The sequence below is a fragment of the Klebsiella sp. K5-306 genome (assembly GCF_051835185.1).
Lineage (GTDB): Bacteria > Pseudomonadota > Gammaproteobacteria > Enterobacterales > Enterobacteriaceae > Klebsiella > Klebsiella oxytoca.
Genome location: NZ_JAIFJY010000011.1, coordinates 158,405 through 180,448 on the forward strand (window position 1 = coordinate 158,405; position 22,044 = coordinate 180,448).

At 53.6% G+C, this 22,044-nt stretch carries 19 protein-coding genes and 1 riboswitch; of the genes, 14 read left to right on the forward strand and 5 right to left on the reverse strand.

The window, feature by feature from the left end; all coding sequences use genetic code 11:
- Positions 1–195: 195 nt before the first annotated feature.
- Entirely contained in the window at positions 196–1,164 is a 969-nt protein-coding gene (gene leuO, locus K2184_RS17865; RefSeq protein WP_097365569.1) for a transcriptional regulator LeuO, read from the reverse strand.
- A gap of 604 nt (positions 1,165–1,768) precedes the next feature.
- Between leuO and leuL the strand changes: the two genes are divergently transcribed.
- The 9 genes from leuL (at position 1,769) to aroD (ending at position 11,960) form a co-directional block, all read left to right on the forward strand.
- Complete coding sequence (gene leuL, locus K2184_RS17870; RefSeq protein ID WP_009654551.1) at positions 1,769–1,855, forward strand: leu operon leader peptide; 87 nt, start codon at positions 1,769–1,771, stop codon at positions 1,853–1,855.
- A 95-nt stretch (positions 1,856–1,950) separates the two neighbouring features.
- Positions 1,951–3,522: a 2-isopropylmalate synthase gene (leuA, locus tag K2184_RS17875; protein WP_004108142.1), complete on the forward strand. Its 1,572-nt coding sequence runs from the start codon at positions 1,951–1,953 to the stop codon at positions 3,520–3,522.
- Complete coding sequence (leuB, locus tag K2184_RS17880; protein WP_004108145.1) at positions 3,522–4,613, forward strand: 3-isopropylmalate dehydrogenase; 1,092 nt, start codon at positions 3,522–3,524, stop codon at positions 4,611–4,613. Before leuA ends, leuB begins: the two co-directional genes overlap by 1 nt.
- A gap of 2 nt (positions 4,614–4,615) precedes the next feature.
- Positions 4,616–6,016 carry a 3-isopropylmalate dehydratase large subunit gene (leuC, locus tag K2184_RS17885; protein WP_004108147.1) on the forward strand — a complete coding sequence of 467 codons (1,401 nt, stop codon included), beginning with the start codon at positions 4,616–4,618 and terminating at the stop codon, positions 6,014–6,016.
- Positions 6,017–6,026: 10 nt separating this feature from the next.
- Positions 6,027–6,632 (forward strand): 3-isopropylmalate dehydratase small subunit, encoded by a 606-nt coding sequence (gene leuD, locus K2184_RS17890; protein ID WP_004108149.1) that lies wholly within the window; start codon positions 6,027–6,029, stop codon positions 6,630–6,632.
- 405 nt (positions 6,633–7,037) lie between these two features.
- Complete coding sequence (locus K2184_RS17895) at positions 7,038–9,071, forward strand: oxidoreductase (RefSeq protein ID WP_004108151.1); 2,034 nt, start codon at positions 7,038–7,040, stop codon at positions 9,069–9,071.
- A 10-nt stretch (positions 9,072–9,081) separates the two neighbouring features.
- Complete coding sequence (locus K2184_RS17900; RefSeq protein ID WP_004108154.1) at positions 9,082–9,945, forward strand: shikimate dehydrogenase; 864 nt, start codon at positions 9,082–9,084, stop codon at positions 9,943–9,945.
- An 11-nt stretch (positions 9,946–9,956) separates the two neighbouring features.
- Positions 9,957–11,171, forward strand: coding sequence for an MFS transporter (locus K2184_RS17905; RefSeq protein WP_004108157.1), 1,215 nt, complete (start codon positions 9,957–9,959; stop codon positions 11,169–11,171).
- A gap of 33 nt (positions 11,172–11,204) precedes the next feature.
- A complete protein-coding gene (gene aroD / locus K2184_RS17910) occupies positions 11,205–11,960 on the forward strand; it encodes a type I 3-dehydroquinate dehydratase (protein ID WP_004108159.1) in 756 nt (251 codons plus the stop codon).
- A 38-nt stretch (positions 11,961–11,998) separates the two neighbouring features.
- On the opposite strand, the gene K2184_RS17915 is transcribed toward aroD, so the two are convergent.
- On the reverse strand, positions 11,999–12,895 hold the full coding sequence (locus tag K2184_RS17915) for a LysR family transcriptional regulator (protein ID WP_004108162.1): 897 nt from the start codon (positions 12,893–12,895) through the stop codon (positions 11,999–12,001).
- Positions 12,896–13,126: 231 nt separating this feature from the next.
- Here K2184_RS17915 and K2184_RS17920 point away from each other — a divergent pair, with 231 nt between their 5' ends.
- On the forward strand, positions 13,127–14,437 hold the full coding sequence (locus K2184_RS17920; RefSeq protein WP_163524563.1) for an MFS transporter: 1,311 nt from the start codon (positions 13,127–13,129) through the stop codon (positions 14,435–14,437).
- Positions 14,438–14,483: 46 nt separating this feature from the next.
- Here K2184_RS17920 and K2184_RS17925 read toward each other — a convergent pair whose 3' ends face one another.
- The gene (locus tag K2184_RS17925) at positions 14,484–15,668 is read right to left on the reverse strand and encodes a sugar efflux transporter (protein WP_004108168.1); all 1,185 of its coding nucleotides are present in this window, start codon (positions 15,666–15,668) and stop codon (positions 14,484–14,486) included.
- A 228-nt stretch (positions 15,669–15,896) separates the two neighbouring features.
- On the reverse strand, positions 15,897–16,049 hold the full coding sequence (gene sgrT / locus K2184_RS17930) for a glucose uptake inhibitor SgrT (RefSeq protein WP_004108171.1): 153 nt from the start codon (positions 16,047–16,049) through the stop codon (positions 15,897–15,899).
- Between the two features lie 87 nt (positions 16,050–16,136).
- On the opposite strand from sgrT, the gene sgrR reads away from it, so the two are divergent.
- The 4 genes from sgrR to thiQ all read left to right on the forward strand — a co-directional run bounded on the left by sgrR (position 16,137) and on the right by thiQ (position 21,279).
- Positions 16,137–17,792, forward strand: coding sequence for an HTH-type transcriptional regulator SgrR (sgrR, locus tag K2184_RS17935; RefSeq protein ID WP_064398314.1), 1,656 nt, complete (start codon positions 16,137–16,139; stop codon positions 17,790–17,792).
- A gap of 37 nt (positions 17,793–17,829) precedes the next feature.
- A riboswitch (TPP riboswitch) is annotated at positions 17,830–17,992 on the forward strand.
- A gap of 32 nt (positions 17,993–18,024) precedes the next feature.
- Entirely contained in the window at positions 18,025–19,008 is a 984-nt protein-coding gene (thiB, locus tag K2184_RS17940) for a thiamine ABC transporter substrate binding subunit (protein WP_004108177.1), read from the forward strand.
- On the forward strand, positions 18,984–20,594 hold the full coding sequence (gene thiP / locus K2184_RS17945) for a thiamine/thiamine pyrophosphate ABC transporter permease ThiP (protein ID WP_163524564.1): 1,611 nt from the start codon (positions 18,984–18,986) through the stop codon (positions 20,592–20,594). Before thiB ends, thiP begins: the two co-directional genes overlap by 25 nt.
- Positions 20,578–21,279: a thiamine ABC transporter ATP-binding protein ThiQ gene (gene thiQ, locus K2184_RS17950; RefSeq protein ID WP_016807509.1), complete on the forward strand. Its 702-nt coding sequence runs from the start codon at positions 20,578–20,580 to the stop codon at positions 21,277–21,279. Before thiP ends, thiQ begins: the two co-directional genes overlap by 17 nt.
- Here thiQ and K2184_RS17955 read toward each other — a convergent pair.
- Positions 21,266–22,033, reverse strand: a complete 768-nt coding sequence (locus K2184_RS17955) for a DedA family protein (RefSeq protein ID WP_004108185.1) — start codon at positions 22,031–22,033, stop codon at positions 21,266–21,268. The two genes, thiQ and K2184_RS17955, sit on opposite strands and share 14 nt — an antisense overlap.
- Between the last annotated feature and the right edge of the window lie 11 nt (positions 22,034–22,044).

Consider the following 22,044-nt stretch of genomic DNA (forward strand, 5'->3'; position numbering starts at 1 on the left):
AAAACACGGTGAAAAACTTCGGCGATAAGAAAATATGATAGTCAATGCTCGGGGAAAATAACCAACAGCAGCAAATCATCCATTTTTTATCTGACCGCGTTGGTTACCGAACAATGCAAACAGAATAAAATTCTGCATTTAGTGATTTTTGTCACACAAAGCAGGAGCCGAAGCCCCCGTTTGTATTGCGACAGTTTAGCGCTGGCAGATACTCACCAGCAATTCTTCCATCCACTGATGGCCTTTATCGCGGCCTGCCGCTTCATGCCAGGAGAGATAGCAGGTACGGCTATTGACCTTCAACGGTAGAGGTAATATTTGCAAATCCAGCTTATCGGCGAACTCGCTGGCCAGCCAGCGCGGCGCGATAGCGACCATATTGGTTTGGGAAACAACGTTTAATACGCTAACCATTGCGTTGCCTTGATAGGCAATACGAGACTGTTTATCCGCAGTGTCATACCATGGCTGACTAAATGATGCGTAACGATCAAGAGCGACAACGGCGTGCTCCTCCTGATAAATATCATTTTCCATCAGCGGACCGGAAATACGCGGATGCTTGCGACTTGCCACCAGTACCATTTCATCTTTAAATAAAGGTACGCAGGCAAACTCAGGACGACGAAACTCTTCATAACCAATAACGAATTCAATTTCCTGATAGCGTAATTGATGTTCCGTGTTTTGATTCAATGCCGATTTAAAGACCAAATGAATGTTGGGCGCAATCTCGCCAACTTTGTTGAAAATAACCGAAGTTAAAGCGTTATCCAGCGGGCTGCACACGCATAAATTAAAGACCCGCTCGCTGCTGAGCGGCTCAAAGCCCGAGCCCGGTAATTCGTTTTGCACCAGCTGCAGAGCCTGCCGTACGGAACCAAATAGCTGGAAAGCCCGCGCCGTAGGCTGGATGCCGCGCCCATAACGAACAAACAGCTCATCATTAAACATCACTTTCAGGCGCGAGACCGCATTGCTGACCGCCGGCTGGGACATTCCCAGAGAGTGCGCCGCACGGGTGATATTTTGCTCCTGCATTACCGCATCAAATACGGTTAACAGATTGAGGTCGACCATCCGCAGCTGGGGTTTTGTGTTTTCTACCTCAGAGGTCGACTTATATTCAGTACCTTCATTTAACATATTTAACTCCACTGTCACGCTAAATTCCCTTTGCCAAAGTGCAGTAATTAATTCTCAGAATATCATTTATCATGCATATGACATTTACAAAAGGGCAAAGATGAATTTTAGGAATATATCAAGGTTATGAGTGGCGACGAAAAGTCTGCATTTGAAAGTACCCGCGACCACTTAAACCATATTGTTTACTTGATAAAATCAAGTGTACCCATAAATATCAAAAATAAACAATAACAGCAGTGGTTAACTTTAACTTAAGCATTATTAAAATATCAGCTTAAGCCATCCTTAAACTTCACATTTTATTATCATTGATAATGAACCATCATATTCACAAACACATTCATAAAACAAATAAGCTTATAATTTTCATCAGGATATCATCCTGCGCGACAGCGATATCCATGAAGATTCGATTGAAAATAAAAATTATCAAATGGTGAAAATAACTCAACATGAAGTAATGTCCAAAAAAGGATCATCGGCCAAAAAGCGCGATCGTCAGCACAATTAGCTAATGCGCCTGTTAGGTAAAAAGACGTTTTCTACGCCCGGGGGTTGACATCAAAACCCATATCCAGTAACTCTAAAAGCATAACGATTTCATCTGGAGCATGACGCAATGATTCGCAGCATTCGCTTTCTCAGCCTACTACTACTAAACGCATCCATTTTGCGCGGTAGGCTGTTGGGCGACGTTCATCGTTAAGTCATCTTCCAGCAAGACTATAAAACCCGCGCCAATGCGCGGGTTTTTTTATGCTCGCTAGCAAGGCGCCAGGACACAGACCAAGGATCTAAACCATGAGCCAGCAAGTCATTATTTTCGATACGACCTTACGCGACGGTGAACAAGCGTTACAAGCCAGCCTGAGTGTGAAAGAGAAACTGCAGATTGCTATGGCCCTGGAGCGGATGGGCGTTGACGTGATGGAAGTCGGTTTTCCGGTTTCATCCCCGGGCGATTTTGAATCCGTGCAAACCATCGCACGCACCATCAAAAACAGCCGCGTTTGCGCGCTGGCCCGCTGCGTTGAAAAAGATATCGACGTTGCGGCGGAATCGCTGAAGGTCGCGGAAGCCTTCCGTATTCATACCTTTATCGCCACCTCGCCGATGCACATCGCGACCAAGCTGCGCAGTAATCTGGATGAAGTGATTGAACGCGCTATCTATATGGTTAAGCGCGCCCGCAACTACACTGACGACGTTGAGTTTTCCTGTGAAGATGCTGGCCGTACGCCGATTGCCGATCTGGCCCGCGTCGTCGAAGCCGCGATAAATGCCGGCGCAACGACCATCAATATCCCTGATACCGTCGGCTACACCATGCCGTTCGAATTCGCCAATATCATAACCGGCCTGTACGAACACGTTCCCAATATCGATAAAGCCATTATCTCCGTCCATACCCATGACGATTTGGGTATCGCGGTGGGTAACGCCCTCGCCGCAGTCCATGCCGGCGCTCGCCAGGTTGAAGGCGCAATGAACGGCATCGGCGAGCGCGCGGGTAACTGCTCGCTGGAAGAAGTGATTATGGCGATTAAAGTGCGCAAAGACATTATGAATGTGCACACCCGCATTAATCACCAGGAAATCTGGCGTACCAGCCAGACCGTCAGCCAGATCTGTAATATGCCGATTCCCGCCAACAAAGCGATCGTCGGTACCGGTGCCTTCGCCCACTCTTCCGGTATTCACCAGGATGGCGTGCTGAAGAATCGCGAAAACTACGAAATCATGACGCCAGAATCTATCGGTCTGAACCAGGTACAGCTGAACCTGACTTCCCGCTCCGGCCGCGCGGCGGTGAAACACCGTATGGAAGAGATGGGCTATAAGGACAGCGACTACAACATGGATCACCTGTATGAAGCGTTCCTGAAGCTGGCGGATAAAAAGGGCCAGGTATTTGACTATGACCTGGAAGCGTTAGCCTTTATTAACAAACAGCAGGAAGAACCGGAGCATTTCCGTCTGGATTACTTCAGCGTGCAGTCCGGTTCCAGCGACATCGCAACCGCCTCCGTGAAGCTGGTCTGCGGCGAAGAAACCAAAGCTGAGGCCGCCAACGGCAACGGGCCGGTTGACGCCATCTACCAGGCGATTAACCGCATCACCGGCTATGAGGTTGAGCTGGTCAAATATGACCTGAACGCCAAGGGTCAGGGCAAGGATGCGCTGGGCCAGGTGGACATCGTGGCAAACTACAACGGCCGCCGCTTCCACGGCGTTGGCCTGGCGACGGACATCGTGGAATCCTCCGCGAAAGCGATGGTTCACGTCCTGAACAATATCTGGCGCGCCGCTGAAGTCGAAAAAGAATTGCAACGCAAAGCTCAGAATAAAGAGAACAATAAGGAAACCGTGTAATGTCGAAGAATTACCATATTGCTGTTTTACCAGGTGATGGTATTGGCCCGGAAGTCATGAACCAGGCAATGAAAGTACTGGAAGCCGTTCGCAACCGTTTTGATATGCGCATTACCACCAGCCAGCATGACGTTGGCGGTATCGCCATCGATCGTCAGGGCACTCCGCTGCCTCAGTCTACCGTTGAAGGCTGCGAGCAGGCTGACGCAATTCTGTTCGGCTCCGTTGGCGGACCGAAATGGGAGCATCTGCCGCCCGCTGAGCAGCCGGAGCGCGGTGCGCTGCTGCCCCTGCGGAAACACTTTAAATTATTCAGCAACCTGCGTCCGGCTAAGCTGTATCAGGGGCTGGAAGAGTTTTGCCCGCTGCGCGCCGATATCGCCGCCAACGGCTTCGACATTTTATGCGTGCGTGAACTGACCGGCGGCATTTACTTTGGCCAGCCGAAGGGTCGCGAAGGTAGCGGTCAGCATGAAAAAGCATTTGATACCGAGGTATACCACCGCTTCGAGATTGAGCGTATCGCGCACATTGCCTTCGAATCCGCCCGTAAACGTCGTCACAAAGTGACTTCTATTGATAAGGCTAACGTCCTGCAGTCCTCTATTTTATGGCGTGAAATCGTTAGTGAAATCAGTAAGCAGTATCCTGACGTTGAGCTGTCGCATATGTACATCGACAACGCCACCATGCAGCTGATTAAAGATCCGTCTCAGTTCGACGTTCTGCTGTGTTCCAACCTTTTCGGCGACATCCTTTCTGACGAATGCGCCATGATTACCGGTTCGATGGGCATGCTGCCGTCAGCCAGCCTCAACGAGCAAGGCTTTGGTTTATATGAACCAGCAGGTGGCTCCGCGCCGGATATCGCCGGCAAAAACATCGCTAACCCTATCGCGCAGATCCTCTCGCTGGCGCTGCTGCTGCGCTACAGCCTGGATGCCGACAACGCGGCCACTGCGATTGAGAACGCGATCAACCGCGCATTAGAAGAAGGCGTACGTACCGGCGATTTAGCGCGCGGTGCGGCGGCGGTCAGTACCGATGAAATGGGCGATATCATTGCCCGCTATGTCGCTGAAGGGGTGTAATCATGGCGAAGACGTTATACGAAAAATTGTTTGATGCTCACGTCGTTTATGAAGCGCAAAACGAAACCCCGCTGCTGTACATTGACCGTCATCTGGTTCACGAGGTGACCTCGCCGCAGGCGTTTGACGGCCTGCGCGCCCATAAACGTCCGGTACGCCAGCCGGGTAAAACCTTCGCCACGATGGATCACAACGTATCGACGCAAACTAAAGACATTAATGCGTCCGGCGAAATGGCGCGTATCCAGATGCAGGAGTTGATTAAAAACTGCAAAGAGTTCGGCGTTGAACTGTATGACCTGAATCACCCTTACCAAGGCATCGTGCACGTGATGGGGCCGGAACAGGGTGTGACCCTGCCGGGCATGACCATCGTCTGCGGCGACTCCCATACGGCAACCCATGGCGCATTCGGCGCGCTGGCATTCGGTATCGGCACCTCCGAAGTCGAGCACGTTCTGGCAACGCAGACGCTGAAGCAGGGCCGCGCCAAAACCATGAAGATTGAGGTCAAGGGTAAAGCAGCCCCGGGCATCACCGCCAAAGATATCGTTCTGGCGATTATCGGTAAAACCGGCAGCGCCGGCGGCACCGGTCATGTTGTCGAATTTTGCGGCGAAGCCATCCGTGATTTAAGCATGGAAGGCCGTATGACTCTGTGCAATATGGCGATCGAAATGGGCGCGAAAGCGGGCCTGGTGGCGCCTGACCAAACCACCTTCGATTACGTGAAAGGCCGTCTGCACGCGCCGAAGGGCCAGGATTTTGACGAAGCCGTCGCCTGGTGGAAGACCCTGACTACCGATGATGGCGCGACGTTTGACAGCGTTGTCACGCTGCAGGCGGAAGATATTGCTCCGCAGGTCACCTGGGGCACCAACCCAGGGCAAGTGATATCCGTCACCGACATCATCCCGGATCCGGCATCGTTCAACGACCCGGTAGAGCGCGCAAGCGCGGAAAAAGCGCTGGCCTATATGGGGCTGAAATCTGGCGTACCGTTAACCGAAGTAGCGATTGATAAAGTCTTTATCGGTTCCTGCACCAACTCGCGCATCGAAGACTTACGCGCGGCCGCCGAGATCGCTAAAGGCCGTAAAGTGGCGCCGGGCGTTCAGGCGCTGGTCGTCCCAGGTTCCGGCCCGGTGAAAGCGCAGGCCGAAGCGGAAGGTCTGGATAAAATCTTTATTGAAGCCGGTTTTGAGTGGCGTTTACCCGGCTGCTCTATGTGCCTGGCGATGAACAACGACCGCCTGAATCCGGGCGAGCGCTGCGCTTCCACCAGCAACCGTAACTTTGAAGGCCGTCAGGGCCGCGGCGGGCGCACCCATCTGGTTAGCCCGGCCATGGCAGCCGCGGCGGCCGTTACCGGTCATTTCGCCGATATCCGTAGCTTGAAATAAGGAAACCCTCATGGCAGAGAAATTTATCCAACATACCGGCCTGGTGGTTCCGCTGGATGCCGCGAACGTCGATACTGATGCAATCATTCCAAAACAGTTTCTGCAGAAAGTCACGCGTACCGGTTTTGGCGCCCATCTGTTTAACGACTGGCGCTTCCTGGACGATAAAGGCGAACAGCCTAACCCGGAATTCGTGCTGAACTTTCCGGAGTATAAAGGCGCCTCTATCCTGCTGGCGCGAGAAAACTTCGGCTGCGGCTCCTCCCGCGAGCATGCGCCGTGGGCGCTGACCGATTACGGTTTTAAAGTCGTCATCGCGCCCAGCTTCGCCGATATCTTCTATGGCAACAGCTTTAACAATCAGCTGCTGCCGGTCACGCTGAGCGAAGAACAGGTTGATGAGCTCTTTAAGCTGGTCCAGTCTCAGCCCGGCATTAAGTTTGAAGTCGATCTGCAAGCCGAGGTCGTGAAAGCTGGCGATAAATCATGGAGCTTTAAAATTGACGCTTTCCGCCGCCACTGCATGCTTAACGGCCTGGACAGCATCGGTCTGACCCTGCAGCACGAAGAGGCCATCTCGGCCTATGAGAAAAAACTGCCGGCTTTTATGAATTAAGGCGAACCGCCATTGCTATCTCAGCCCGGACGAACATCCGGGCTTTTTTCTGCCGATGAAAATGAGATCTAGCGCACATATATAATATCCAGACTGATTTGATAGATAGAAAATTTTGCCGATAAAAAAATAAATCATTATCAATTGGGCATCTATTCAATCATTCCCCTACTTTTTTTGTGTCATTCCACAAGTACAAGTAAAAATTCGATTGAAATATTTAAGATAAAAACATGAATATGTGAATCGAATGTTAATCCCATAGAGTCCCCCTATAGCTCCACGCAAAAAAAAGCATTATTTTTCTATTGGACGCCTCGTTATCTTTCCCCACAGAGAAATATTAACTTTGGACCGGCCAGGATCGCCCAATAGCGGCCATCAGGCATCCAGTGGAGAGAGCATATGAGCCACTACCCCCATCTTTTTTCCCCGTTGACCATTAACGGGATGACAATAAAAAACCGCATCATTATGCCGCCAATGGGGACCAACCTGGCGAGCCTGAACGGTGAAGTCACTCAGGAACAGATTGACTACTATGAGCTACGCGCGCGGGGCGGCACAGGACTCATCACTATCGAGAATATTTGTATCGATTTTCCATTCGCTTCTAATGGCACAACCCAGCTGCGTATCGATAACGATCAGTATATTCCGCGCCTGTTCAAATTAACCGAAACCTTACATAAACACGGCGCCTGCGTCGGTATTCAATTAAACCACGCTGGCGCATCGGCCTATGCATATCGCCTGAACGGCGAAATGCCGCTTTCCTCTTCCAGCACGCCGTCCAAAAAGAACGGTAATATTCCCCGTCCGATGACGCACGACGAGATATATCATGCCGTCGATAAGTTTGGTGATGCTGCCGAGCGCGTTCGCCGCGCTGGTTTCGACTGTGTGGAAATTCACGCCGGCCACTCTTATTTAATTAGTCAGTTTTTATCACCGCTGTTTAATAAGCGTACCGATGAATTTGGCGGCAGCGTAGAGAATCGCGCCAGAATATTAACCTTAATCGTCGATAAGGTACGCGCCTGCGTAGGTCCGCGTTTCCCGGTCAGCCTGCGTATTAGCGCCGATGACTTCCTGGAGGGCGGGAATACGCTCGAAGATTCCTTGCGGATCCTCGAATTGTGCCAGGAGAAAGTCGATATTATCAACGTCTCCGCCGCGCAAAACGACAACCTGAATTTCCAGATTGACCAGATGTCTCTGGAAGATGGCTGGAAGCGCTATCTCTCCCGTGCGGTACGCGACAAATTCCACAAGCCAACGGTAATTGCCGGCAATATCCGTACCCCGAAAGTCGCTGAAGATATTATCGCCAGCGGCGATGCTGACCTGATAGCCATTGGCCGCGGACTGATCGCCGAGCCGGAGTGGGTACAAAAAGTGCAGAGCGGTAACGAGCGTTTGATGCGGAAATGCATCTCCTGCAACATCGGCTGCGCGGATCACCGCATCGCCCGCTCCCGCCCTCTGCGCTGCTCGATTAACCCGGATATTATCCACGGCGATGCCTATAAACAGCAGCGCGTTATCCGCGATACCAACGTCGTGGTTATCGGCGCGGGTACGGCGGGAATGGAAGCGGCCTGCACCGCGGCGGAAGTCGGCTGCCATACCTGGCTGCTGGAAGAGAAGCACAGCATCGGCGGACTGGCCAGCGAGATCTCCCTGCTGCCGGAGAAAAAGCGTATCGCCGATTTTCCGCAGTTTATGAAAAACCGTATCGCCTCGCTCGATAACCTGATGCTGCAGGTCGGCAAGCGCGCCACCGTGGCATCCGTTTCCGCTCTTCGCCCGGATTTAATCGTCAACGCAACCGGTTCAGTTCCTCTGCTGCCGCCAATTGAAGGACTGCGCGAGAACATCGATGTCGAAGGCGGAAACGTCTTCTCCATCACCAACATGATTCATCATCTGGACCAGTTTGCCGATGCTACAGGTAAACGCATCGCTGTCGTCGGCGCAGGCGCCGTAGGTCTGGATGTTATTGAATACTTCTCCGCGCGCGGCGCCAGCGCCGTGCTTATCGAGATGCAGGACGCGCCGGGACGCGACCTGGACATCATTACTAAAAATGCCATGTTGACCATGCTCGATGAACATCACGTGGAACAGCACATGCGTACGCAGCTGGTTGCCGTCACCCCAACGCATTTCACCGTTAAAAATGCGGATGGCACCTTTGACATTCCTTTTGATTACGGCTTCGTCTGCCTGGGAATGCGCGCCAATACCGCCGGTCTCACTGAGATTGAACAATGGGCCAGAGCCAATAACGTAAAAATAATGAACATCGGCGACAGCCTGATGGCCCGGCGAATCATTGATGGCGTGCGCGAAGGGCGCAACGTGCTGGACACCCTCGAAGATATGGGCGCTCTCGGCAACCGCGAATCGACAAAAATTCCATTTCTAACATATTGAGGACTTTATCATGGCAGAACGTATTACTGGACACACCGAGCTGATTGGCCTGATTGCGACCCCGATTCGTCACAGCATGTCGCCGACTATGCATAACGAAGCCTTTGCCCATCTGGGACTGGACTACGTTTATCTGGCGTTCGAAGTAGGTAATGAAGAGCTGAAAGATGTCGTACAGGGTTTTCGTGCATTAAAACTGCGCGGCTGTAACGTCTCCATGCCGAACAAAACGGAGATTTGCCAGTATCTGGACAAACTCTCGCCGGCGGCAGAACTGGTTGGCGCGGTGAATACCGTGGTGAACGACAATGGCGTCCTGACCGGCCATATCACCGATGGCACCGGATATATGCGCGCGCTCAAAGAAGAAGGCATTGATATCATCGGCAAAAAGATGACCGTTCTGGGCGCTGGCGGTGCGGCAACCGCGCTCTGCGTTCAGGCCGCGCTTGATGGCGTCAAAGCGATCTCCATCTTCAACCGCAAAGATAAATTCTTCGCCAACGCAGAACAGACCGTTGCCAAAATCCGTAATAACACCAACTGCGAGATCCACCTGTTCGATCTGGACGATCATGACAAACTGCGCGCGGAAATCGACAGCAGCGTCATTCTGACCAACGCCACCGGCGTGGGGATGAAACCGTTTGAAGGCCAGATGCTGCTGCCTGACGACAGCTTCCTGCGCCCGGACCTGATCGTTTCTGACGTGGTCTACAACCCGCGCAAAACTTATCTGCTGGAAGTGGCTGAGAAAAAAGGCTGCCGCACCATCAACGGTCTGGGGATGATGCTCTGGCAAGGCGCGCGCGCTTTTGAAATCTGGACAGGCAAAGAAATGCCGGTTGAACACGTCAAAAATATCCTGTTCTAAGGATGGGCGCGATGAAAAATCAATATGTCCCAACGGCAGCTGGGCTATATCTTAACTATCTGATCCACGGTATGGGGGTTTTGTTAATTACCCTCAATATGGCGAATCTGCAGGAACAATGGGGAACCGACGCTGCCGGCGTCTCCATCGTTATCTCGTCGCTCGGGATCGGTAAGCTCGCCACGATCGTGACAGGATTCCTGTCCGACCGTTTTGGTCGTAAACCCTTTATCTATCTCGGCATAGCCAGTTATGTGGTGTTCTTCCTCGGTATTCTGCTGACGAAAAACATCTATCTGGCCTACTGCTGCGGCATTATGGCGGGCCTGGCGAACAGCTTCCTCGACTCCGGTACCTATCCGGCGCTGATGGAGTCTTTCCCTAACTCCGCCAGCCGGGCTAATGTGTTGATCAAAGCCTTTGTCTCTGCCGGGCAGTTCCTGCTGCCGTTCATTATCGGTGCGCTGATATGGGCGAATATGTGGTACGGGTGGTCGTTTATCATCGCTGCAGCATTAATGATCCTGAGCGCGGTCTACCTGATAAAAATGCCTTTCCCGGATCATCGGGCGAAAAAGGAAACCGCAGAGAAATCAGTGACTGCCGCCGCCGCTCCGCAGGCGGACGCCGGCAAACTGGATATGGTCATCTTTACCCTGTACGGTTATATCGGTATGGCGACTTTTTATCTGGTAAGCCAGTGGTTAGCGCAGTACGGCGAGTTCGTTGCAGGCATACCTCACGAGTCGGCTATTAAACTCTTGAGCGTCTATACTGCCGGTTCACTGACCTGCGTATTTGTCACTGCGGCATTTGTTAAAGAGGTATTCAGCTCAGCCGTCGCTATGATCATCTACACTTTCCTGTCGATGATTTCACTGCTGATCGTTTGCCTGTTCCCGACGCCAATGATTGTGACCGGCTTTGCCTTTATCATCGGCTTTGCCGCCGCAGGCGGCGTGCTGCAGATAGGCGCGACCATCATGGCCATGAGCTTTCCGAACGGGAAAGGCAAAGCCACCGGGATCTTTTATACCGCAGGAAGTCTGGCCAGCTTTACGATCCCGCTAATTACGGCAAAACTGTCGAAGATTGGTATCGCCAGCATTATGTGGTTCGATCTTCTGATCGCTATCGTCGGCTTTGTGATCGCCCTGTACATCGGTTATCGTCAGCTTCAGGTTCGCGCCGCTGCAAAAACATCCCGCGTTGCAGCAACCGCCTGATGGTCAATGACAAAAAGAATAATGGATACCAACATGACTAAAGCAGTAACAGTAAAAAACATCACCTTCCAGGAAGGGGAAACCTTAATCTGCGTACCGCTGATCGGCAAAACGCTTGCCGAGCTGCAGACTAACGCACGCGCGCTGGCTACCGCCGGAGCCGATATTATCGAATGGCGCGTCGATCACTTCACCCAGGTCAGAGAAACTGAGCAGGTTCTGCTGGCGCTGGGCGAAATTCGCCAGCTGCTGAAAGAGATTCCTCTGCTGTTTACCTTCCGCAGCAAAAAAGAGGGTGGCGAAACGGAAATCAGCGACGAAGCCTATTTTGAGCTGAATCGCCAGGCGGCCGTTAGCGGTCTGACCGACGTGATTGATATCGAGCTGTTCAACGACGAAGCGCAAATTCGCTCGCTGGTGAGCGATGCCCACGCTGCGGGCGTTAAAGTTATCATGAGCAATCACGATTTTCATAAAACGCCAGCTCAGGAAGATATCATCTACCGTCTGCGTCGCATGCAGGATCTTGGTGCTGACCTGCCGAAGATCGCGGTTATGCCACAGTCGCCGCAAGATGTTCTGACCCTGCTTTCGGCAACGCTGACGATGAAAGAGAAGTATGCCACTCGCCCATTAATCACGATGTCGATGGGTAAATCCGGCGGCGTGAGCCGGGTAACCGGCCGTTTGTTCGGTTCAGCAATGACCTTTGGCACCGTCGGTCAGGCTTCTGCGCCAGGGCAAATCGCCATTACCCAGCTGCGTGAGCTGATGGATATTCTTTCCTGATGAAACCATCGCCCGGAGGTCACCCTCCGGGCATCTTGTTATCTGATTTTTTGGCTGTCATTAATAATGACATCTTTAAATGACTGAATGGCCGGGGAAAGTACCCGCTCCTTCATGGTCGCCAGATAGATATAACGCGGAGGAATGGCATTTTTGATCGTCAGGATATGCACGTTGTAATACGACAGCGCGGAAATTCTCGGCATAATCGCAATACCGTAATCAATACTAACCAGCCCCGCCATCGCCGTATCCTCATCAACGTAGCAGGCAATATCCGGAACTAGTTTTTGCTGCATAAACACGTTATCAATAAAAGGTCGCAGACCGCTATTTTCTGAAAAATAGATATAGGGGTAGTGGATCGTCTCCACCAGGTCGACTTCATTTTCATAAAGCCTGGCCAGAGGATGATCTTTTGCCGTCACTACGACCAGTTCTTGTTGAATAATAGGAATAAAGTCAATATCCGGTTCATCCGCAATATAGGAACAAATAGCCAGATCGCTTTTTCCGGCTTTCAGTTCCTGGAGAAGGGTTAACGAGGTTCCCTGAGTAAAAGAAAATGTCACATTGTGACGAGATGGTGACAGCGAATATTTGTTAATTAACTGCGGAACAACATATTCGCCCATGGTATAAATAAATGCAATGCGAATATTTTCTTTGTTCTCAGCGCTATTTTTTTGCAACGTCATACGGCCATTTTCTAACGAGGCCAGCGCATCTTCCACGTAGGGCAGAAAGCGCCTACCATTCTGCGTAATCTTGACATTGCGCCCTTTCCTGGCAAATAGCGCCACTCCCAGCTCTTTCTCCAGTTCAGATATGGCATGGCTGAGGGACGGTTGGGTGATAAAAAGGCTGGAGGCAGCTTCAGTGTAATGCTCAGTTTCTGCCAGTCGCTTAAAATAATAAAGTTGCTTTAGGTTCATTATTTTTGCTCGTATAATATAAAAATAAAACTAATGTGCTTAATATACCATACAAGCTATCTATGATGAGCCGGAAAGGAGAAATATCGGAGTCATATCAAATATTGTTTTACCATTTCGTTCCAGGGGTAACAAGGCATGACCAATCATCGATAGAGTCAATACTTAAGCAGAGTATTTCTGCATGCATAAATACATGCAAAAATATTTTAAACTTTAAAGGAACTCTCTATGAGGACACTCAATGCTCAGGAACGGCCGATTTTGCCGTCGGCCACGCAAAAGCGAACTAAAACGCGAATTGTAATTTTAATGTTACTATCGATCGGGACGATGATAAATTATCTCGATCGTACTATTTTAGGTATTGTTGCACCTAAGTTAACGAGCGAAATCCATATCGACCCGGCGATGATGGGTATCGTTTTTTCCGCTTTCGCCTGGACCTACGCGCTGGCGCAAATTCCCGGGGGAATGTTTTTAGATCGCTTCGGTAATAAATTAACTTACGCGCTTTCTATTTTCTTCTGGTCAACCTTTACCCTATTACAAAGCTTTTCCGTAGGCTTAAAATCATTGCTGCTGCTGCGATTAGGTTTAGGCATCAGCGAAGCCCCCTGCTTTCCGGTGAATAGTCGGGTCGTGAGTAAATGGTTTCCCCAGCATGAACGCGCTCGGGCAACGGCGACTTACACCGTCGGTGAATATATTGGGCTGGCCGCATTCTCCCCGCTACTTTTTTTAATTCTGGAGCATCATGGCTGGAGAACGCTATTTTTCCTGACCGGCGGTTTGGGCATTGCATTCACTTTTGTGTGGTGGAAATTTTATCATGAACCGCATCAATCAAAGACTGCAAATAAAGCAGAGCTGGAATATATCGGCGTAGAAAATACGGCTAGCGCCGATGAAAATATCCCGTTTAACTGGCCCGATGCCAAACGCCTGCTGTGCTGCCGACAGATTATCGGCGCCAGCCTGGGGCAGTTTGCCGGTAACACCACGCTGGTTTTCTTCCTGACCTGGTTCCCCACTTATCTGGCTAACGAACGCCATTTACCGTGGCTTCACGTGGGTTTCTTCGCCTCCTGGCCGTTCCTGGCCGCGGCTATCGGTATCTTTTTCGGCGGTTGGGTATCCGATAAAATCTTAAAGAAAACCTGTTCCGTAAATATTAGCAGAAAGCTACCCATTATTTCCGGGCTGCTGCTTTCGAGCTGCATCATCATTGCTAACTGGGTCGAGAGTAACACCGCTGTTATTATTATTATGTCGATCGCTTTTTTTGGTCAGGGCATGGTTGGACTCGGCTGGACGCTTATTTCAGACATTGCGCCTAAAAACATGGGCGGATTCACCGGAGGGATCTTCAACTTCTGCGCAAATATGGCATCAATTATTACCCCGTTAATTATCGGGGTCATCATATCCATGACCGGTAATTTTTTCTACGCGCTGATTTATATCGGTTTAACCGCGCTGATTGGCGTTATCGCTTATATTTTTATTATCGGCGATATAAAAAGGATCGTGTTGAAATAACCCGCCGGGACGCTGCCCCGGTAGCCAGCCGGGGCGGTAACGACAATCAGATATCTTTCACCCGGCTGGTCATAAATAGCGTCACCAGCGAGATAGCGGCAATTGTCCAGTAGACGCTGGCGTGCCCATAGCTTTGCGACAGTGCGCCCTGAATCACCCCGGCCAGAATCACCCCGGTAGAGATACTGTTGGTAAACAGCGTCGTCGCGGCGCCCGCCCGTCCGGGCATCAAATCCTGAAACCACAGCATGCCAATGCCGGCAACAATGCCGATAAACACGGCATTAAACAGCTGTAACACCAGCAGCGCCACGCGGTCGTGAAACAGAATCAGACCGATATAAAACAGCACGCCCGCCGCCACCGCAGTCACCATCATCTTGCGTTTCCCCCAGCGCTTAACGTAATAGCCCGCCAGGATCATCGCCGGGATCTCCAGCCCGGCGGCGGTGCCCATCAGAATCCCCGCGAGGCTATCGGGAAGGCCAAGATCGCTACTGATCCACAAAGGCATATCAATGATATACATGGTGTTGCAGGTCCACATCAGCGTCGAGGCAATAAACAGCATGCGTACGTTTTTATCGTGCCATCCTCCGGCCTGTACCAGAACTTCAGCGCCTTCCGAGGGTTGTTCAACGCGGGCGACCGAGGGCAGCTTGAAGGCAATCAGCGCCAGGCTAATAACAAAGATCCCGGCAGCAATCGAAAACATGGTGGTGAAGCCGTAGTTCAGCGCCAGCATAAAGGCCAGCGGCGGGCCAATAACCCATGCCAGCGAGAGCTGCGCACGCATTATCGAACTGAACATCACCACTTCACGCGCCGAGCTATCAGCATATTCCCGCGCGAGAGCAAAAAGCTGCGGCATCGCGGCATTCGCCACGGAGGCCAGCATAACCCCGCAGGTAATCAGCGTCAGATAGTGGCGATTAAAAGCAAACAGCAGCGCGTTTCCCACCGCCATCAGGCAGCAAAACATAATCAGCCGTCGGCGATCGCCCCGACTATCGGAGCGCTTAGCCAGCGCCAGGCTGACCAGTATGCCGGCAATGGCGTTAACCGTATAGAATAGCCCTACCCAGAAAGGCTGCGCGCCCACTTCGCGGCTGAGAAATAAGCTGAGCGTCGGCGCCTGCAGCGCGCCTGCGATTCCCATCATGAAAGCGACAAGCATAAAAGCGGCGTAAACGCCGTTAAGACGTCGACCCATCGTCATTAACCACAGCATGAAATATCCTTAAGCACGCGAAGAAAACGAAAAAAGCCAGCAGAAGTTTTCTGCTGGCGGGTGATTCTATACTCTATGGATTTCGAGTTGCGGGCAGGCGGCCAGAACGTAAGTCCCTGGGAACATAGATAACTATGTGACCTGGGCGAGCGGGCGCAGCCAACGCACCTGCAGCTTGAAAGACGACGAGTATAACACCAATACTCAGTCACACATGATGTCTGCAAGTCAATGATCAGAGGCCTGCGACGTAACTCCCCACTGCATCAGTTCGCCGAGAATTTCCTGCTGTCTTCCTGCCATCAGGCGGGCCAGCCATGACGCATCCTGCGTCGCAGAAAAGTAGCGTTGGTAGAACTGTTTAATGGTTGACCCCATCATATTCACCTCCTCGCTTCATCGACGTTGATTATTGACTTAATATAGGAAGTAATAAATTGCTGAGTTTTTATCAGGAGTTCCCCTTTTATGTCTTCCGGTCGTTTACAACAGCAGTTCATCCGCCTGTGGCAGTGCTGCGACGGCAAGTCGCAGGAGACAACGCTGAATGAACTGGCAGAGATGCTAAGCTGCTCGCGTCGTCATATGCGTACCTTACTCAACATGATGGAGGCGCGCGGCTGGCTGACCTGGGAGGCGGAGGCCGGACGCGGCAAGCGTTCCCGGCTCGCTTTTCTCTATACCGGTCTCGCGCTGCAGCAGCAGAGGGCGGAAGATCTGCTGGAGCAGGACAGAATCGATCAGCTGGTGCAGCTGGTTGGCGATAAAGCCGCCGTCCGCCAAATGCTGGTTTCCCATTTAGGCCGCAGCTTTCGCCAGGGTCGGCATATCCTGCGCGTGCTCTACTACCGGCCGATGAAAAATCTGCTGCCCGGCAGCGCGCTGCGCCGCTCGGAAACCCATATTGCCCGGCAGATTTTTAGCGCCCTGACGCGAGTAAATGAGGAAAATGGGGAACTGGAAGCCGATATTGCTCACCATTGGCAGCAGATCGCGCCGACCCACTGGCGTTTTTTTCTGCGTCCAGGCATTCATTTTCACCATGGGCGTGAGCTGGAGATGGAGGATGTCATCGCCTCCCTGCAGCGCAGTAACACGCTGCCGCTCTTCTCTCACATCGAGCGTATCGACTCCCCCACCGCCTGGACTCTCGACATTCATCTCAGCCAACCCGATCGCTGGCTACCGTGGTTGTTAAGTCAGGTACCGGCCATGATCCTTCCGCATGAGTGGCGAACGATGGAGAATTTCTCCAGCATCCCCGTGGGGACAGGGCCATACTCGGTTGTGCGTAATAATCAGAACCAGCTCAAAATTCACGCCTTCGACGACTATTTCGGCTACCGGGCGCTGATCGATGAAGTGAACGTCTGGGTTCTGCCGGAAATCAGCGAAGAGCCCAACGGTGGGTTAACGTTACAGGGCACCACGCAAAGCGAAAAGGCGGTGGAAAGCCGTCTGGAAGAGGGGTGTTATTACCTGCTGTTCGATGCCCGTAGCCCGCTCGGCGCGAACAGCGCGGTACGCCAGTGGCTAAGCTATGTATTCCAGCCCGCTAATCTGCTCTATCACGCGGGTGAGCACTATCAGGGCAACTGGTTCCCGGCGTATGGCCTGCTGCCCCGCTGGCATCATGCGCGCAGCCACGCCTGTGAAAAACCGCCCGGTCTTGAAACGGTCAGGCTGACCTACTACCAGGACCACGTCGAGCATCGCGTGATGGGCGGGATCATGGCGACGCTGCTGGCCGAGCATCAGGTTAAGCTGGAGATCCAGGAACTGGAGTATCAGGAGTGGCACCGCGGTGAGGTGGTCAGCGACGTATGGCTCAACAGCGCCAACTTTACGCTGCCGATCGATTTCTCCCTGTTTGCCTGGCTGTATGAAGTTCCCCTGATTCGCAATTGTATCCCCATCGACTGGGAGCAGGACGCCGCTCGCTGGCGCGCGGGTGAGCTGAATCCGGCGACCTGGAGCCAGCAGCTGTTGGCCAATCAAACCGTGGTGCCGCTCATTCACCACTGGCTGATGATCCAGGGGCAGCGCAGTATGCGCGGCGTACGCATGAACACGCTCGGCTGGTTTGACTTTAAATCCGCGTGGTTCGCGCCGCCGGAGCCGTAATGCTTTCAGTCCGCTGACAAAATCATTACACTAACTGCCGTTCTCAACGGGGTGCTAATAAACATACGCAATCTCATTCAAGTTGCTTCAACGCGCGGTTAGCGCGGAAGCAACCCGAAGATAAAGCGTATGGGCTGAGAAAATACCCGTCGAACCTGATCCGGATAACGCCGGCGAAGGGATTTGAGGCCCTCTCAAAATCCTTTGCCCCCCCCTTTTTCTGAGGTGCAAAGTGTTGAAAAAATTACTCCCCCTGCTGGCGCTGGCCGCCGCGCCCGCTTTTGCCAAACCGCTGCTCACCGTTTATACCTACGACTCATTCTCCGCCGACTGGGGCCCTGGCCCGGCGGTTAAAAAAGCCTTTGAAGCCGACTGCGGCTGCGAGCTGAAGTTCGTGGCGCTGGAAGATGGCGTCTCGCTGCTCAATCGTCTGCGGATGGAAGGCAAAAACAGCAAAGCCGACGTAGTGCTGGGGCTGGATAACAACCTGCTGGAAGCGGCTTCGCAAAGTAAGCTGTTCGCCAAAAGCGGCGTCCCTGCCAGCGCGGTGAACGTACCCGGCGGCTGGAACAACGACACCTTCGTCCCGTTCGATTACGGCTATTTCGCCTTTGTTTACGATAAAAACAAGCTGAAAAATCCGCCCAGGAGCCTGAAAGAGCTGGTTGAGGGCGAGCAAAAATGGCGGGTGATTTATGAAGATCCGCGTACCAGCACGCCGGGTCTGGGCCTGCTGCTGTGGATGCAAAAAGTCTACGGCGATAAAGCGCCGGAAGCCTGGCAGAAGCTGGCGGCGAAAACCGTCACCGTCACCAAAGGCTGGAGCGAAGCCTACGGCCTGTTCCTGAAAGGCGAAAGCGATCTGGTGCTGAGCTACACCACCTCCCCGGCTTACCACATTATCGAAGAGAAGAAGGATAACTACGCCGCGGCAAACTTCGCTGAAGGACACTATTTGCAGGTCGAAGTCGCCGCCCGCACCGCGGCCAGCAAGCAGCCGGAACTGGCGGAAAAATTCCTCAAATTTATGGTATCGCCGGGCTTCCAGAATGCGATCCCCACCGGCAACTGGATGTATCCGGTCACTCAGGTTGCGCTTCCGCCAGGCTTTGACGCGCTGATGAAACCGCAGACGACCCTCGAATTTACACCGCAACAGGTGGCCGCCGAACGTCAGAACTGGATTAGCGCATGGCAACGCGCCGTCAGCCGCTAGCTTTCGGCTGGCTCCTGCCGGGACTCACGGCGGCCATCGTTCTGGTCGTCGTGGCGCTGGCCGCCTTTCTGGCGCTATGGTTCAGCGCCCCGGAGACCACCTGGAAAGCGCTTATCAGCGACGGCTATCTCTGGCACGTGGTGCGTTTCTCCTTCTTGCAAGCCTTCCTTTCCGCGCTTTTTTCGGTGCTACCGGCGATATTCCTCGCCCGCGCTCTGTACCGGCGACGTTTCCCCGGGCGCACGCTGCTGCTGCGCCTTTGCGCGATGACCTTAATCCTGCCGGTACTGGTGGCGGTCTTCGGTATTCTGAGCGTCTACGGTCGTCAGGGATGGCTGGCTGAATTATGCAACGCGTTCGGCTGGCAGTGGGAATTCTCGCCCTACGGGCTACAGGGGATCCTGCTGGCGCACGTGTTCTTTAATATGCCGATGGCTACGCGCCTGCTGCTGCAGACGCTGGAAAATATCCCCGGCGAGCAGCGGCAAATCGCCGCCCAGCTCGGCATGCGCGGCTACGTCTTTTTCCGGCTGGTTGAATGGCCGTGGCTGCGGCGGCAAATCCCGCCGGTTGCGGCGCTGATCTTTATGCTCTGTTTCGCCAGCTTTGCGACCGTGCTGTCGCTGGGCGGAGGTCCGCGGGCCACGACGATCGAGCTGGCGATTTACCAGGCTCTCAATTTCGACTACGACCCGGCGCGCGCGGCGATGCTGGCGCTTATCCAGATGATCTGCTGTCTCGGGCTGGTGTTGCTTAGCCAGCGCCTGAGTAAAGCGCTCGCCATCGGGGCCAGTCATATCCGCGGCTGGCGCGATCCCGACGACCGGCTATATAGCCGGCTGTGCGACACGGCGCTGATCGGCGCTGCGCTTTTACTGCTGCTACCGCCGCTGCTGGCGGTGATAGGCGACGGGCTGAACAGCAATCTGTTTAGCGTGCTGCAGCAGCCCGCGCTTTGGCAGGCGCTGTGGACATCGCTGCGTATCGCCCTTGCCGCCGGACTCTTAAGCGTCATCCTGACCATGATGCTGCTGTGGAGCAGCCGTGAGCTCCGCGCCCGCCGTCGCCCTCTCGCCGGTCAGGCGCTTGAGCTGAGCGGCATGCTGATCCTCGCCATGCCGGGCATCGTGCTGGCCACCGGTTTCTTCCTGCTGCTCAATAATAGCGTGGGCCTGCCGGAATCCGCCGACGCCATCGTCGTTTTCACCAATGCGCTGATGGCGATCCCCTACGCGCTTAAGGTGCTGGAAAACCCGATGCGCGATATCGCCGCCCGCTACGGTACCCTCTGCGAGTCGCTGGGGATGCACGGCTTTACCCGCCTCCGGGTGGTCGAGCTTCGCGCTTTAAAACGGCCGCTGGCCCAGGCGCTGGCCTTCGCCTGCGTGCTGTCGATTGGCGATTTCGGCGTCGTAGCGCTGTTCGGCAACGAAGATTTTCGTACTCTGCCCTTTTATCTGTATCAGCAAATTGGCTCTTATCGCAGCCAGGACGGCGCCGTCACCGCCCTCCTGCTTCTGCTGCTGTGCTTTTTACTCTTTAGCGTGATTGAAAAACTTCCGGGACGCGATGCTAAAACTGAATGATGTGACCTGGCTTTATCAGCATCTGCCGATGCGTTTCACGCTTGCCGTCGAACGCGGTGAGCGCATTGCGGTTCTTGGCCCCAGCGGCGCCGGGAAAAGTACGCTGCTGAACCTGATTGCCGGTTTTCTGCCGCCTGCCAGCGGCAGTATCGAGATCGATGGTCAGCCCCATACCTACACGCCGCCCGCGCGTCGCCCGGTATCGATGCTGTTTCAGGAAAATAATCTGTTTAACCATCTCACCATCCGCCAGAACATTGCTCTGGGAATGCATCCGGGGCTCAAGCTGAACGCGACGCAGACCGCCCGCCTGCAGGCCATTGCCGGGCAGATGGGAATCGACGCCTTGTTAGAGCGGCTGCCGGGCGAGCTTTCCGGCGGCCAGCGTCAGCGTGCGGCGCTGGCGCGCTGTCTGGTACGCCAGCAGCCGGTACTGCTGCTGGATGAGCCCTTCTCCGCGCTCGATCCCGCGCTGCGTCAGGAGATGCTGACCCTGGTTGCCGACATCTGCCGGCAACAGCAGCTGACGCTGTTAATGGTCTCGCACAGCGTGGAAGATGCCGCGCGTATCGCGCCGCGGTCGGTGGTCGTGGCTGAGGGACGGATTGCCTGGGATGGCGAGACCGCCGCGCTGCTCAACGGCAGCAGCAGCGCCTCGGCGCTACTGGGAATTAGCGCAAAATAACCTTATGCAGGATGTCGAGATAGACCGGCATCAGCGGATGACGGAAGGCGAGCACCAGGGCCGCGACGGCGGCGCATACCATCAGCGGCGCGATCCACAGCAGGCGCGAACGCGGCAGAAAGCGGGTGAGACGATCGCCGGCGCTTTTGGCGCTGCGCCACAATCGCCAGCATAGCCACGCCGCCAGCCACGCCAGCAGCGCCGCCCCCAGCAGCAGCCACTTAAAGCTGGCGCTATTCTCATCGGCCGGAATATCAATTGCCGCCCCGGCTAGTATCCCCGGTAAGAAGTAGAGCGGCGGCCATAGCAGGCAGCCAATGATATTCGGCGGAATGAATTTCGCGACCGGCAGATCGAGCATCCCGGCGACCATCGGCACCAGCGGGCGCGTTGGCCCGACAAAGCGGCCAATCAAAATGGTAAACATGCTGTGCTGATGCAGCGCATGTTCGGTTTTATCCAGCAGCGCTTTGTTTTTCTTTAAAAAAGACCAGCGATGCAGCGGCTTTTTAAACCGCCAGCCAAGCCAGAATGATATCCAGTCGCCGAGCAAACAGCCGATAATCCCCGCCAGCCACGCCTGCCAGAAGTTAACCTCTCCGCTGCCGATCAGCGCCCCCAATCCGGCCATCATCACCGTTCCCGGTAAGATAAGCCCCACCAGCGCCAGCGACTCGAGGAAGGCGACCAGCAGAACGGCTATCAGGGAATAGACCGTCGATTGAGTAATAAAGTGTTCCAGCAATGCTTGCATAATGTACCCGG

Coding starts and splice junctions, on each gene's coding strand:
- leuC (WP_004108147.1), top strand. CDS start 4,616: ATGGCGAAGACGTTATACGAAAAATTGTTTGATGCTCACGTCGTTTAT.
- K2184_RS17955 (WP_004108185.1), bottom strand. CDS start 22,033: ATGCAAGCATTGCTGGAACACTTTATTACTCAATCGACGGTCTATTCC.
- K2184_RS17920 (WP_163524563.1), top strand. CDS start 13,127: ATGAGGACACTCAATGCTCAGGAACGGCCGATTTTGCCGTCGGCCACG.
- thiP (WP_163524564.1), top strand. CDS start 18,984: ATGGCAACGCGCCGTCAGCCGCTAGCTTTCGGCTGGCTCCTGCCGGGA.
- K2184_RS17895 (WP_004108151.1), top strand. CDS start 7,038: ATGAGCCACTACCCCCATCTTTTTTCCCCGTTGACCATTAACGGGATG.
- K2184_RS17925 (WP_004108168.1), bottom strand. CDS start 15,668: ATGCTGTGGTTAATGACGATGGGTCGACGTCTTAACGGCGTTTACGCC.
- leuB (WP_004108145.1), top strand. CDS start 3,522: ATGTCGAAGAATTACCATATTGCTGTTTTACCAGGTGATGGTATTGGC.
- K2184_RS17905 (WP_004108157.1), top strand. CDS start 9,957: ATGAAAAATCAATATGTCCCAACGGCAGCTGGGCTATATCTTAACTAT.
- sgrT (WP_004108171.1), bottom strand. CDS start 16,049: ATGATGGGGTCAACCATTAAACAGTTCTACCAACGCTACTTTTCTGCG.
- aroD (WP_004108159.1), top strand. CDS start 11,205: ATGACTAAAGCAGTAACAGTAAAAAACATCACCTTCCAGGAAGGGGAA.
- leuA (WP_004108142.1), top strand. CDS start 1,951: ATGAGCCAGCAAGTCATTATTTTCGATACGACCTTACGCGACGGTGAA.
- sgrR (WP_064398314.1), top strand. CDS start 16,137: ATGTCTTCCGGTCGTTTACAACAGCAGTTCATCCGCCTGTGGCAGTGC.
- thiQ (WP_016807509.1), top strand. CDS start 20,578: ATGCTAAAACTGAATGATGTGACCTGGCTTTATCAGCATCTGCCGATG.
- leuL (WP_009654551.1), top strand. CDS start 1,769: ATGATTCGCAGCATTCGCTTTCTCAGCCTACTACTACTAAACGCATCC.
- K2184_RS17915 (WP_004108162.1), bottom strand. CDS start 12,895: ATGAACCTAAAGCAACTTTATTATTTTAAGCGACTGGCAGAAACTGAG.
- leuD (WP_004108149.1), top strand. CDS start 6,027: ATGGCAGAGAAATTTATCCAACATACCGGCCTGGTGGTTCCGCTGGAT.
- K2184_RS17900 (WP_004108154.1), top strand. CDS start 9,082: ATGGCAGAACGTATTACTGGACACACCGAGCTGATTGGCCTGATTGCG.